The sequence below is a fragment of the Sulfuricurvum sp. genome (genome assembly GCF_019163035.1).
In the GTDB taxonomy this organism is placed as follows: Bacteria; Campylobacterota; Campylobacteria; order Campylobacterales; family Sulfurimonadaceae; genus Sulfuricurvum.
This window is the reverse complement of the sequence record NZ_JAFLKV010000022.1, coordinates 1-14,018: the sequence shown is the minus strand read 5'-3', so window position 1 is coordinate 14,018 and position 14,018 is coordinate 1. Positions and strand designations below refer to the sequence as shown.

Annotated in this window: 15 protein-coding genes; all 15 read left to right on the top strand. The window is 37.2% G+C overall.

Annotation, left to right across the window (positions count from 1 at the left end):
- Position 1 precedes the first annotated feature (1 nt).
- Positions 2-832, top strand: a complete 831-nt coding sequence (locus JZU62_RS01995) for a protein-glutamate O-methyltransferase CheR (RefSeq protein ID WP_295011395.1) — start codon at positions 2-4, stop codon at positions 830-832.
- A 12-nt stretch (positions 833-844) separates the two neighbouring features.
- Complete coding sequence (locus JZU62_RS01990) at positions 845-1,216, top strand: response regulator (RefSeq protein WP_295011393.1); 372 nt, start codon at positions 845-847, stop codon at positions 1,214-1,216.
- Positions 1,217-1,218: 2 nt separating this feature from the next.
- On the top strand, positions 1,219-1,608 hold the full coding sequence (locus JZU62_RS01985) for a hypothetical protein (protein ID WP_295011391.1): 390 nt from the start codon (positions 1,219-1,221) through the stop codon (positions 1,606-1,608).
- Between the two features lie 9 nt (positions 1,609-1,617).
- Positions 1,618-2,001 carry a response regulator gene (locus JZU62_RS01980; protein WP_295011389.1) on the top strand — a complete coding sequence of 128 codons (384 nt, stop codon included), beginning with the start codon at positions 1,618-1,620 and terminating at the stop codon, positions 1,999-2,001.
- The gene (locus tag JZU62_RS01975; protein ID WP_295011387.1) at positions 1,998-4,784 is read left to right on the top strand and encodes a chemotaxis protein CheA; all 2,787 of its coding nucleotides are present in this window, start codon (positions 1,998-2,000) and stop codon (positions 4,782-4,784) included. Before JZU62_RS01980 ends, JZU62_RS01975 begins: the two co-directional genes overlap by 4 nt.
- A gap of 10 nt (positions 4,785-4,794) precedes the next feature.
- Positions 4,795-5,571: a chemotaxis protein CheW gene (locus JZU62_RS01970; protein ID WP_295011385.1), complete on the top strand. Its 777-nt coding sequence runs from the start codon at positions 4,795-4,797 to the stop codon at positions 5,569-5,571.
- Positions 5,571-5,840: a hypothetical protein gene (locus JZU62_RS01965; RefSeq protein WP_295011383.1), complete on the top strand. Its 270-nt coding sequence runs from the start codon at positions 5,571-5,573 to the stop codon at positions 5,838-5,840. The genes JZU62_RS01970 and JZU62_RS01965 overlap by 1 nt, the downstream gene beginning before the upstream one ends.
- A complete protein-coding gene (locus JZU62_RS01960) occupies positions 5,833-6,258 on the top strand; it encodes a chemotaxis protein CheW (RefSeq protein WP_295011381.1) in 426 nt (141 codons plus the stop codon). Before JZU62_RS01965 ends, JZU62_RS01960 begins: the two co-directional genes overlap by 8 nt.
- 33 nt (positions 6,259-6,291) lie before the next feature.
- Entirely contained in the window at positions 6,292-7,041 is a 750-nt protein-coding gene (locus JZU62_RS01955) for a ParA family protein (protein WP_295011379.1), read from the top strand.
- Positions 7,042-7,052: 11 nt separating this feature from the next.
- The gene (locus JZU62_RS01950) at positions 7,053-8,396 is read left to right on the top strand and encodes a response regulator (protein WP_295011377.1); all 1,344 of its coding nucleotides are present in this window, start codon (positions 7,053-7,055) and stop codon (positions 8,394-8,396) included.
- A 330-nt stretch (positions 8,397-8,726) separates the two neighbouring features.
- Entirely contained in the window at positions 8,727-11,093 is a 2,367-nt protein-coding gene (locus tag JZU62_RS01945; protein ID WP_295011375.1) for an EAL domain-containing protein, read from the top strand.
- A 133-nt stretch (positions 11,094-11,226) separates the two neighbouring features.
- Positions 11,227-11,586, top strand: a complete 360-nt coding sequence (locus JZU62_RS01940) for a response regulator (RefSeq protein WP_295011373.1) — start codon at positions 11,227-11,229, stop codon at positions 11,584-11,586.
- Between the two features lie 9 nt (positions 11,587-11,595).
- Complete coding sequence (locus JZU62_RS01935; protein ID WP_295011371.1) at positions 11,596-12,216, top strand: chemotaxis protein CheC; 621 nt, start codon at positions 11,596-11,598, stop codon at positions 12,214-12,216.
- Positions 12,217-12,221: 5 nt separating this feature from the next.
- Positions 12,222-13,511, top strand: coding sequence for a diguanylate cyclase (locus JZU62_RS01930; protein WP_295011369.1), 1,290 nt, complete (start codon positions 12,222-12,224; stop codon positions 13,509-13,511).
- Between the two features lie 328 nt (positions 13,512-13,839).
- Positions 13,840-14,018 (top strand): AAA family ATPase (locus JZU62_RS01925; protein WP_295011424.1); only part of this gene is annotated, 179 nt, incomplete at its 3' end.

The following is a 14,018-nucleotide window of genomic DNA, read 5'->3' as shown; positions in this document are numbered from 1 at the left end:
TATGGCAAACTTGCTATCCCATGTAGATTTCCAAAAATTGAGCGACTATATATATCGTAAAACGGGTATTTTTTTAGAAGTAGAGAAGCATTACGATAAATTAGCCAAATACATTGATGCACGTTCAAATACCATTAATGTTGATTCATTCCGAAAATACTTTTATCTTTTACGGTTTGAAGATAAAAACGGAGATGAGTTTCAATCATTGATTAATGCGGTAACGGTGAATGAGACCTATTTTTATCGTGAAAAAGAGCAGTTTGAGGTTTTGGTAAACCGATTACTTCCGGAATTGCATGAAAGACGCCCTAAACATGTCCCTTTGCGTATCCTTTCTGCTCCCAGTTCGACGGGGGAAGAACCATACTCCATTATTCTCCACATATTGGAGGAGGGGCGTATTGTTGAAGAGCGTGATATAGAGGTAGTTGGTATTGATATCGACTCGATCGTAATCGAAAAAGCGAAAGCAGGAAAATATTCTGAACGCTCAATCCATGCTATCCCAAAACCTGTTTTGAATAAATGGTTCAAATCCCGTACATTGGGATACGATTTGGTGGATGATTTGATCGGAACAGTCGATTTTAAAGTAGCAAACATATTTGATCGTGCGCAGATGCGCCATCTTGGAAAATTTGATATCATCTTTTCCCGTAATATGTTGATCTATTTTGATGATAGCAGTCGAAAAGAGGTTGCTATGACGTTTTACGATATGCTAAACCCTGAAGGTTATGTGCTGTTAGGTCATGCTGAATACATGAGTAGAATCACCTCGGTATTTAAAGCCAAAAAAATTGATTCAACGTTAATTTACCAAAAATAGGAGAAACAAAATATGCCATTAGTAATCTTTGTCGACGATAGTGAAACGGCCCTCGCGTCTACGCGTATGGTGACAGACAGTATGCCAATTGAAGTGAAGCAATATTTAAGTGCTACAGACGCTCTTCGCGAAATCAAAAGTGGTCTTACCCCTGATCTTATCATCACCGATATGAATATGCCGGTAATGAACGGATTTGAATTTTTGCAAGAGCTTCGTAAACATGCTTCTACCCTTCGTACCCCAGTTTTGATGCTGACCACGGAAACCCGCGATGAACTCAAAGTACAAGGAAAAGCTTTGGGTCTCACAGGTTGGATTGTTAAGCCGTTTAATCCAGCTCAGCTCAAACAAGCGATAGCGCGCGTGCTTCGATTGGCGTAATGATGCAATTTTTAACAAAGCTGGATGGATTGCTGACTCATATTAAGCAAGTTGAGAATGAAACAATAGACCTAACGCGTGAAGCACAGCTTCGGTTTGTTCAGTTTATTGAAAAAAATAATCTCCATGCTGATGATGCGACGATAGAAGCGATGCAGTATCAAGATATTGTTTCTCAGCAGCTTAGTGCAAGTATTGAAGCGATAGAAAGTGTACAGGCTTATTTGCAATATTTTTCAAAGGCTTTTAGCGAAGATGATGCGATAGCAATGCAAAGTATTCAAAAAATGGATGATAAACTGGGAAATGCGCTTGAAAAAGCAAAAGCCAAACACGCCGCCTTTAGTGGTCGATTAGGTAGTAATGAAGAGAATGGAATCGAGTTTTTTTAGGAGTAAAGTATGACAACGGTAATGGTAGTAGATGATTCAAAAACGGTACGTAGTTATCACGGTTCAATATTGCGTGGCCTCGATGTTAATGTGATTGAAGCTGAGAATGGTATGGAAGCGCTTGAAAAAAGTCTTGATAACACTATTGACCTCTATCTTGTGGATGTAAATATGCCGATTATGGACGGGTACAGTTTTGTAAGTGAACTGCGTCGCCAGCCATCTCATCAGCTTACCCCTATTATTATGATTACAACGCAAGAAGAGACGGTCGATAAAATTGAAGCTTTTAAAGTAGGTGCGAATCTTTTTGAAACCAAACCGATAAAACCCGATGCTCTTAGTGGCTATTTGCATCTACTCCTTAATGTCGCCATGAAAGGTAACTCATGAATCCTCTACTTGAACAATTCTTACAAGAAGCTCGCGAAAATCTTGCTTTTATCGATCAAAATATTGAGCAGATCGGAGGGGATGACCCGGAATTACTCAATGCCGTGTTTAGAGCTGCACATACCCTTAAAGGGGGATCCGGAATAGTCGGTTTTGACAGTGTTAAAAAAATCACCCATCATGCAGAAGATCTTTTGGATATGCTACGCGCCGGAAAAATCGAATTTCGAGAATCGATGGTTGAATCCCTCTACAATGCCTTTGATGAAGTGATGAATCTCATTGAAGCGGCTGAAGAGAGCGGTGATATCGTAGAAGCGGATGAAGATCGTATTAGTGCGATAGCTGAAGAATTAAGCTCTTTGATGGGGAAAAGTATTGAAGTGGCTGTATGGAAACGTCCATTTTCACTGATTAGTGATTTAGACAGTATCATTAATATAGATATCCCCTTCATAGCTAACCTTCATCAATTACTCCCTTTCAAAATTGATGATATCGACCAAAGCATCTGTAATGAACCTCAATTATACGGAGTTGTTTTCGATCTTGACGAGTCATGCATGATGTATGGAAATGATCCCCTTTATGCTCTAAGCCTTTTGGGTGACACTGTTTTAGGGGTTCATTCGTGCATGAGTGAGGGAAATGCCATTTCACTCCTCTCCGGAATGGACGATGCAGAGGGGTTGCTTCTCAAAATCGAATTAAAAGCATTCATTTACAATACGTTTGAAGAGATCAATGAAGCTTTATTCAATTTTAGTGATGAGTTGACTTATTACCCGCTCGATGTTGTGACTTTATTACAAGTAAGCAACGGTCAGCAAGGTCATAATTTAGATATTCTCAAAGAACTGTATCATGAGATTAGCGAACCCCTATTATCAGGAGATAAGAGTGAAATCAGTGACAAAATAACAAAATCCTTGCAGTTGATCGGGAGTGAAACACTTCAACATGCGCAACTAAAAAGACTGAGTGGACTGTTACAAACCATATCATTGGATGATATTGAAAAGCTTGGATCATTTTTTGCCCGTTTGCCTGAGGGGAAAGTTTATGAATACGTTGAGGGAGAGACCACTCTCTCAGCTGTCGCGGCTATCTCTGACATACAGGTTGATAAAGATGAAATTTTGGAGTCTTGCACTATCGAGATGAGTGAAAGTATGCGAGTACAGATTCAGGCACTTTTGTCGCAGCAGTTAATGGCATTGGAAACCGTTAACGATGATGCGGTTTTCGTACGAGTAAACGGATTTTTAAACGGTTATATTCGTACCGTTGTCCCGGCTATGCCTGAACATTTTGACAACAGAGAAAGTCTCATAGATTGGATCAAACTTGAACTCGGAATGAGTTTGGAGAGACCAAGAGATGTTCCGGAAGTTGTTGTTCAAAACGTAGAAAATGTTACAAGTGCAGCTGTTGAAACGGCAGCGTCAGTTACCCCTTCCATCAGCGAAGAAAAACCTAAAGAGGTTCTAAAAACTCAACCGTTGGTTGAGAAGCCTTTGATAAAAGAGAGTAGCGAGACATCTGAACGTGTTGTGGCAGATTCACATAAAAAAAGTGTTATCGGAAAAACCGTTAAAATCGAGCAAGAGTCGATTGATAATTTGATGAATATCGTCGGTGAATTGTTGGTTGCCAAAAACTCTCTCCCTTATTTAGCGGATGGAGTTCAAGCAATGAACGCCGAGGCAATCCGTCGTGCGATTATGGAAAAATATACCTTTATTAATCGTCTTGCAGAGCAGCTTCAAGATCTTATTATGTCGATGCGTATGCTCCCTATATCATATGTATTTGATCGATATCCGAAATTAGTTCGAGATATTTCTAAAAATCTCGGTAAAAAGGTTACTTTGACGATGGAGGGTGGGGAGACAAAACTCGATAAAAATATGATCGAAATGTTAGCTGATCCTATGGTCCATATTATGCGTAATTCCCTCGACCACGGTATCGAGTCTCCGGAAGTACGAACCAGTAAAGGGAAAGATCCTGAAGGGCTGATTACCTTAAATGCTTATGCGCAAAGTGATAAAATTATCATCGAGATTCGTGACGATGGGGCAGGGATTAATATCGATAGAGTCATTCAAAAAGTACTTGAAAAGAATCTTCTTACACTGGATCAGATTGATGCCATGAGTGATGATGATAAAGCTTCTCTTGTAATGCTTCCAGGGTTGTCTACCGCTGAAACGATTAGTGAATACAGCGGTCGCGGAGTTGGAATGGATGTTGTCAAAAAATCGATCGAGAACTTCGGCGGTACAATACGAATCAAAACAGTACCAAACAACGGAACAACCATTATATTATCTATTCCGGTATCGTTAGCGGTGACATCTCTCTTGCATGTAATGATGAGCAATGTTCACTATGGCTTTCCGATGGATGCTGTCTCTGAGACGGTGAAAATAGATCATAATGACATTGAATATTTGAACAATGAGCCGTTTGTTTATATTCGTGGGGAAGTAATACCACTCTTGTTTATCACCTCTATGCTTAACCGAGCTGATTTGGCGAACAAAACGCTCCCTATCGTTGTTTTAAATATTAAAGGGAACCGTCTTGCAGTAGTCGTCAATGAATTCCTTGGTCAGTTGGATGTTGTCCAAAAACCATTGGAAGGGATCATGGAAAATCATCCTATATTCAGCGGAACCGCTTTGCTAGGAAACGGTCAAATCATTATGGCTATTGATCCGATCGGATTGCTCCAAATATCACATATTCTCAACACAGATCTGAAACAAGCAAGTTAAGGAAAGGTTGATGAAGGACTATATTGTATTTACGGTCGGAAGCAACTATTACGCTCTTGATGTATCATGCATCGAGCGTATCATCCAAATACCTTCAATAACGATCATTCCTAATTCGCACCCTTGTATTGACGGGATGATTTCGTATGAAAATCGAGTTGTAAAAGTTGTCAATTTCCGCAAGATGACGGGGATGGGTTCATACGAAGAAGAGATGTCGGGATTTTTTACTGAGGAGAAAAACAATCTCGCACAATGGGTTAAAGCTTTATTTGAAGCGGTTGAATTAGAGAATGATTTCCACTTATCAACCGATTCTCATTCATCTAAGTTGGGGGAGTGGCTGAACCGTTATAATTCCCATGATACTGAAATCCTTGCGATTTTAAAAAGACTTCGCTCTTTACATAGTAAATTATACGAAATAGCTCGTGAGGCGTTAGCTCTTAAAGAGAGTGATTCAAAGGGTTCGCTAGAGTTGATTCGCCATCATGTCAATCTGATTTTTCCTGCCATTGCAGGTGAATTAGAAAACATGGTAGAAAAATCCCAATCCATTTCACAGCATCTTCAAAAACTATTGATCTATCATGAAAATGAGAATTATTTTGCAATCAAAGTAGATACGATTCAAGATATTGTTGTGATTCAATCTTCGATGCTAAAAGAGGTAGAACGCTCTACAAAGCTCCTCTCTTTTACCGAAACATCGGGGGTTGTGGAGATTGGCGAGAGATTGGTAAATGTCATAAAATCGGTAATTTTACCGACACGCGGAGGTGTATAATGGGGATAGAATTTAGAGAAAATGAAGTTGCTTTCAGTGGCATGGTTTATGAAGATACGGTTAGTACTTTAAGAGATTATTTTCAGGAAGTTGCTCCCCAAAAAATAGTTTTTGACTTTTGTGAATGCGATGATATACATCTTGCATCACTCCAAATCGTGTTAGCCTATATAAAAAAATATGGCGGAGATTACCGTTTCGGAAATGAAGTTAAAGTTTATCAGAAAGTTTGTGAAGGGTTCGAAAATAGTGATGAGCACTGTGCGTGATTTCATCATATTCACTGTGGATACGAGGCTATATGCACTCCCTGTAGATCAGGTAGAAAGGATTAACACACTCTGTGAACTAACCCTTTTGAGCAATGCACCATCCTATGTCGAAGGGCTTATTTCTTATCAAAACCATGCGATAAAAGTTATTAATTTACATAACTTAATCGGTACTCATAATCTGTGCGATCCATCCGATATAAAGATTGCTACAAAAAAAATGATCATTTATAAAGGGAATGAAGATCTTTTTGCCCTTCAAGTAGATACAATTGAAGATATTGTTCAAGTTGAAAATCAGGCAATAAAACATTACTCCAATGATGTTAAAGTGTCACCTTTCATGGATACAGAAGGAATTTTAGAGTATAAAAAGAGATTGGTCATTGTCGTTAAATCGATACGAATAAATTAGAGTAATTGAGATGAGATCAACCCAGGGGAAAGTTTGAAAACAATCGTTGTCAGCAATCGTAAAGGCGGTTCCGCCAAAACAACTACAGCCGTGAATCTAGCCTGTGAATTGGCAAAACACGGCTCTGTACTATTGATCGATTTTGATACACAGTCACACGCTTCGATGGGGGTAGGGTCTGAAGGGTCTAGAGAAAATGGAGTTCACTCCATTTTTTTAGGAAAAACTCTCAGTGAGACATTTATCCCTACGGTACACGATCAGCTTACCTTAGCCCCTGCAATGGAGTTTTTTGATGTCTATGAATACGGAGATCTTCGCGGAGTATTAAAAAATAGATTTCGAAGAGAAATGATCGAAGATTTCTTTGATTATTGTATCATCGATACCCCTCCAACTCTTGATGCTTTACTCAAAAATTCACTCGAAGTAGCTGATGCGGTGGTTATCCCTTTTATCCCTCACCACCTTGGAACCGTTGCCGTTGGGCAGATGGTACGCGCAATTTATCAAAATGCTTTGCAAATGGGGCGTGACATTGCGGAAGTAGGTATTTTGCCCGTTATGTACAATCCACATATTCCTGAACATAGAGAGGCTTTGAACAAAGTCAAAACTCAATTCGGTGAAGAAAAACTTTTTTCACCTATAGGAATGGATATTAAAATTGCAAAACAGTTTGAAACATCGATACCGATTGTTATGGGAGAAAATCGTTCTAAAGGGCTAGATGACTATCGCCGATTCACCCAAGAGCTATTAGAAAGATTACATAAGAAATAAAGGATAGTGAAGTGAAGAAAGTTCTGATTGTTGATGATGTAGAAAATAATCGTATATTGATTCGTGCATTACTCGAAAATTATGCTGAAGAAAATGGATATGCTGATTTAGAGATACAAGAAGCACCCAACGGAGTTGAAGCTGTTCGACTGGCTTCTCAAGAGTCATATGAGCTTATATTTATGGATATCATGATGCCAGAAATGGACGGTATTGAGGCGACGAGGCAAATTCGACTTAAAGACTCGAAAGTGTTGTTGATTGCTGTTTCCGCTTTAGATGAAGGTGCTCAGCAAAGAGAGATACTGAACAACGGGGCAGAAGACTATATCGGTAAACCAATTAATACCGAAATTTTTAGCGCTCGCTTGTCTATGTATGATGCTCTAATTAATTCGCGGCAAACTAATAATGTCTATTTTAATTCGGGTCGTATAAATCTCTTTACCCAAGAGGTTTTTAGTCGGCAACTAACTTTCTTTATTCAAAATGACGAGCAACTTGCTGAATTTTGGGAGTTCTATCTTCTGGATCAACAAAACTCCAATCCCAAATTAAGTGCCGCGGTAAGAACCATCTACTCTATTGGTACAGTAGCAATAAAATCTAAAATCAAAACTGAAGTTATATATGAAGAGAATGAAGACAATTTTTATTTTACAATGACCCAAATCGATCAGATTGACCCAAGAATAATTCGTTTGATATTACTTAAAAACAGTGATCTTTCAGAATATAAACTAAATGAGACAAAACTCTCCATTAAAATTCCGATAGAAAAAAAGAGTGCACTTCAAACATCAGTCGCTAATATGTCAGGATTAGACACAAGCAAAAGCAAGATTACAGGTGAGAAAACTCCAGATAATCCTGTCAAGGAAGAATATGTACAAAAAGAGTTGCCGCTGCATGTTTACGATTATATGGAAGTAGATGATTTGGATGAGATAAAAGATTTTATTTCTAATCTAGATTCACTTATGCTCGTAGTAGGCAGCGGTGATATACATCTAAATGAAGTGAATGAAATCGCCTATAATTTAGAGCGTATCAGTAAAACATCGTCGTTATACAGCGAAAGTTATGCGATTTCTGTAGCTCTCGGAAATTTAGCGGGTGACATTCGTAGTCATAGCGATGAATTTCTACAGAAATCATCGAGTTTAGGAACTTTATGCACCGCTTTTAGTCGAGATTTAAGTATCTGGGTGCGTTTGATCTTCAGTGAAGGTGCGACGAGTGTTAACTATATGGATGATACCATCGTTTCAAATGCGCAGATGTTCAGAAGTATGCTTACAATGGATGAAGCTGAGGAAGAAGTGGCTGATCTTGATGATATTTTTGATTTTTAAGAGATAAGATGCGATATAGAGTAGAGGTAAAAAATTCTTGTCGGTGTTTTATCCGAAAAGGGATGAGTGAAAACGAAATTTTTGATAGTGAAGCTGAAGCAAAAGAATATGCAGAAAATATGGTCGAAGAGATGCATAAAACATTTTGTAAAAAACATGATTTTAATCTAACGAAACTGCCTTTTTCATATCTTATAACTATTGTTCCTCGGATATGATAAACAGATTTCGATCCGTTTCCAAACGAAGTATAAAAATTATATAAACTTATAATAAATTAATACTTCTTAATTATAGAATCATTAATTGAACATTGTAAGGTGATAAGCTATGGTGCGAAATAAACGGAAAATCCTCATCGTCGATGACAGTGTTACAATACTAAAAGCTATAGAGAGTTTAATTACGGATACATTCGTGTATGCGCCTTATTTTGCCTCTTCTTTTGAAGAAGCAAAAGTGCTTATTGAAAAACATAAATTTTTTACAGCTATTTTAGATTTAGAGCTTCCGGATTCACTCACAGGGGAAATTGTTGACTACGCCATTGTCCATCAGATTAGACCGATAGTTCTAACCGGAACATTTAATGAAGCACTCCGCAGACAAATTCTCCGAAAACCTATAGTCGATTATATTGTCAAAAATTCTATCGAAGATATTAAAAATTCTCTTGCTCTTGCTGAAAACATTACCTATTTTGATCAAAAAGTTGTACTGATAGTTGATGATAGCAAACTGGCTCGGATGCAGTTGCGTCAACTTTTTGAAGTGTTGTCGTTTTATGTCGTTGAAGCGGCAAGCGGTAATGAAGCGATTGAGAAAATCAAGGATATGCCTCAAATCGATGTCATTACAATCGATTACGAGATGCCGGGAATGGACGGCCTTGAATTGATACGAAAAATTCGTACAATCGGGGAATTGGTTCAGCCCATGATTTTTGCTGTTTCATCAAGCGAATCAGAGTTGGACAAAGCAAAATTTCTTAAAAATGGTGCAAATGATTATTTTATTAAACCTGCTCAGAAAGAAGAGTTCAACCATAAACTCGGTAACTATCTCAGAATCGTTACACAGCGTGAAGAGCTTCTGAAATCTCAACGTATTGTGGATGAGTATAACCGTGCACTCAGTGTTGGAAGTTATGTAACCAAAGGAGATGATAAAGGGATTATTACCTTTGTCAGTGAAAAATTTTTAGACTTAACCGGTTACACAAAAGAGGAACTTTTAGGCAAACCTCACAATATTTTTCGTCATCCCAATACCCCTAAAACGATGTTCAAAGAGTTATGGAGAACGATCTTAAACAAAGAGATATGGTCAGGTGTCCTCAAAAATTCTAAAAAAAACGGAGACGTTTTTTATGCACGAACGACGATCATCCCCATTTTAAATGCGAATGAAGAGATAGTTGAGTTTGTCGCATTGCGGGATGATGTAAGCGAGCTCATCGCCAGCCAAAAAAAGTTGCAGACGCATTTTAAAACCGATATATTGACGAGTTTGGGTAATCGTGTAAAGTTGCTTGATGATTTAGAATTATCGGATGATCCGATTATTGCCCTAATTAATATCGCTGGATTCAAAGATATTAACGGGGAATTTGGTTACCGTTTCGGTGATGAAGTTCTAGTGTGGCTAGGTAGCCTTATCCACACCTTTTCTCTACAAAATCCAATTGAAGTTTATCGCTTGAATGGCGATGAATTTGCAGTTTTTTCACCGCATATGACTTTAGCTGATTTTAAAAATATATGTATACAGATTAATCAAAAAGTGATTGAAACACTTTGTGTCATCGAAGGACATACTGTACCCATAAAAATAATGATAGGACTTTCAGAAGGGAAAGTAGATACGTTATTACATGCAGACATGGCTCTTAAAGAAGCTAAAACATCTTCGAACAACATAGAAGTGTATCATGAAACAATAAAAGCATCACAAGAGTATAAAAATAAACTTTTATGGAAATCCAGAATTATTGATGGGATAAAAAATGATCTTTTTGTCCCTTATTTTCAACCTATCATTGATAATCAGACGGGTATAATCAATAAATATGAGGCTTTGATCCGTCTTAAAGATTCCGAAGGGGTTATTGCACCGATCCATTTTTTAGAAGTTGCAAAAAAATCGCGTCATTATTTTGAACTTACCATGTTGATGATACGTAAAACATTTCAAGTTTTCGTTGATAATGATTTAGAGTTCAGTATTAACCTTTCGGTGGAAGATGTTGAAAATGAGGAGGTTATTCTATATTTGCGAAACAAACTATATGAATATCCAGGTATCCAAAAGCGCCTTACTATCGAAATTGTAGAATCAGAAGGAATTGAAAATTTTGATGAAATGAACCTCTTTATAGACCAAATGACAAAAATGGGATGTAAAATAGCTATTGATGATTTTGGAACCGGATATTCTAACTTCGAGTATTTGATGAATATGAATATCGATTATATAAAGATCGATGGGTCACTTATTCGTGGAATAAGCTTAAATTCAAACAATTATGATGTAATTGAAAGCATAGTCGGCTTCGCAAAGAAAAACAATATAAAAACAGTTGCCGAATTTGTAAGCAATAATGAACTTTACACCTATGTCAAACAACTCGGGATAGATTACTCTCAAGGGTATTATATCGGTGAACCGATGGAGCATTTAGTTTCAGAAATAGAGTAGTTTCTATATGGTTTGTAACATACCAAATTTGGTTAATTATTGCTCAATACAGGCTGTTTTGCAAAGAACAATAACATGCTTTTAAACTGTTTTAAGCTATAATATTGCTATTAATAATAGTAAAAGGGATAGTTTGAAAATTCTTGTAGTTGACGATTCAAAATTGGCACGCTTATCTCTAATCAAAACATTAAAAGAACATGAACCTTCTGCTGAAATTTTTGAAGCTGAAAATGGACTCATAGCTGTTGAACTTTTCAAAAATGAAAATCCTCGGGTTGTTTTTTTGGATTTGACGATGCCTGTAATGGATGGCTATGAGGCGTTAAAACTCATCATGTCAATCGATCCAAAAGCACAAGTGGTGGTGGTATCAGCCGATATCCAAACTCAGGCACAAGCTCAGGTATTGGCGTTAGGTGCGAAAATGATGGTACCTAAACCGATCAACAGCGATAAAATGTCAGATATTTTAAACAGATTAGTGTTTTAAAGAGAGTCAATGGTAGAGAGTGGTTTTTCAGAGGATCATTTAGATGTTCTTAAAGAGTTAATGAATATAGCAGTCGGTAATGCAACGGCGAGTATTGCTGATTTGTTACAGACTTTCGGAACAATGCACATTCCTCAAATTATGATTAGCGATATGGTGGGATTGGATGCGTATATCAAAAACGCTATCCCTGAAGAAAAACAATATTACATTACCAAACAACTTTTTGGTGGAATTTTCAGTGGAGAGTTCTTATTTGTCATTTGTGAAAATTCGGCAATTAATTTGGGACGTCATCTTTATGATGTCAATCAAAATCCTACTGATGAAGATATTCACGATGCGGTAATTGAATTGACCAACATTTTAAGTGCTACTATTATTAGTCGTTTGACCGAAGAACTTAACACTAAAGTACAATTTTTTGTCCCATCCACTGAAAGAATTGTAGGTAATTCGATAATAGGTCAAGACGAATTATTAAACTATCATAAAATAATCATTATCAGTACAGAGATGGTTTTTGAAGATCAACAAATCGGTGGTAAAATATTTATATTAACAAAAGATGAAATGATTAAAAAATTAAAAGCTCTCATTGACCAAAAACTTGAAGAATTGTACGCTTAAATACGATGACCACGATTCAATATCCGAATATTCTGCTTGACACCCTTGAACTCGGGTCAATAATTATTGATGAAGATTTTAATGTTCTATATTGGAACCAATGGCTTGAACTCAATACGGGTATTTCAAGTGTAGAAATAATAGGGAAGAATTTATCGCTTTTTTATCCCGATATCGATTATAACGTGTTAAAACGCAAAATACGTACCTCTTTAAGACTTAATTCTCCAACGTTTTACGATGCAACTCACCACAATCGTTTTATAGAGATCTCAAGGACAAAAATAACGACATCGTCATTAAAAATGATGCAGCTTCAGATAACAATTTCACCATATGTTGTTGAAGAATCATTAGTAATGATCTCTATTTATGATATCAGTGATTTGCATGAGTTAAAGCTGAGTCTTCAAGATAAAATAAAAAAGATTGACGATCTTAATAGGGAGCTTTATCAAGATCAAATGATCATTGATGTCAATCTCATGATTGTAAAGATCAATGATGTGAATGAAATTCTTGATGTTACAAAAGCTTTTATAAACTTTTTCGGATATGAAGAAACGGATCTTATTGGGTCTTCTTTAAGTGATATGTTCGGCGAAGATTTTAATAAAAGAATGACCCGCGAACCTATTGATGCTCAAACCAAATGGAGCGGTGAAATAAAGGTACATAGTGATTTAAAAGGGGCCGTTTGGCTTGACGCTGTTGTTACTCCTATTTCAGATGTGGATGGTAACTTGAGCTATACGGTTATTTTTCACGATATTACCGATAAAAAGCGCCTTGAGTTACTTTCAATCACCGATCCTTTGACAAAACTCAATAATCGTCACTGGTTTAATGAAATGTATCAAAATATATTTATGCGGCGCCACTGGACAGCTAAAAATTCATTTGCTGTAATTATCGCTGATATCGATCATTTTAAAAAAATCAATGATAAGTTCGGTCATTTAATAGGAGATAAAGCACTCATAAATGTTGCTCAAATCCTTTCTGAAACGATTCGCAATGGTGATTTATTAGCAAGATGGGGCGGAGAAGAATTTGTTATTTTACTTTCAAATGTTGATTTATATCAAGCCCTTCATGTGGCTGAAAAATTACGCTTAGCGGTAGAAAAATTGAATATTGAAGAGATCGGAAAAGTAACCGCATCATTTGGAGTGGCAGTATTTGTCAATGGTGACAATCAGGAGAGCCTTTTGACTCGTGCCGACAATGCTTTGTACAAAGCAAAAGAAAAAGGGCGTAATAGGACTGAGTCCTTAGAAAACTTGTCAAAATAGACGTAATTAAAATTTGGCACTGACTTATTTGGCATAAAATTTTATGGTTGAAAAACAGGTAAGTTTATAATCCTACTAACTGCATCATTAATGTATCGAAACATTTTTGCTTGTAGTAAAACTTTGGATAGATATTGTGTGTTCCTTCAAGATTGTATTACCTCTCTCAAAACAATTTTTGTTCTACCTAATTCGCACAATAAATGCATAATTATCTGAAAACCGTCATTCCCAACTATATGTGCCCTTTAGGGTAGATTGGGAATCCAGCTTTCTTTTTGGAAATGGATCCCGTATCTAGCACGGAATGACGAGAATAAGGAAATCCATGAATCCCCAAAGCGCCAAACGCTCCCTTGCCCATCTATGTGAACGTAAAGTTCCTGTTTTTTTATGGGGACCTCCTGGGATCGGGAAATCTTCTATCGTCGCTCAGATCGCACGGGAAGCAGATATCGGATTTATCGATTTGCGCCTCTCACTCCTCGATCCGACCGATTTGCGGGG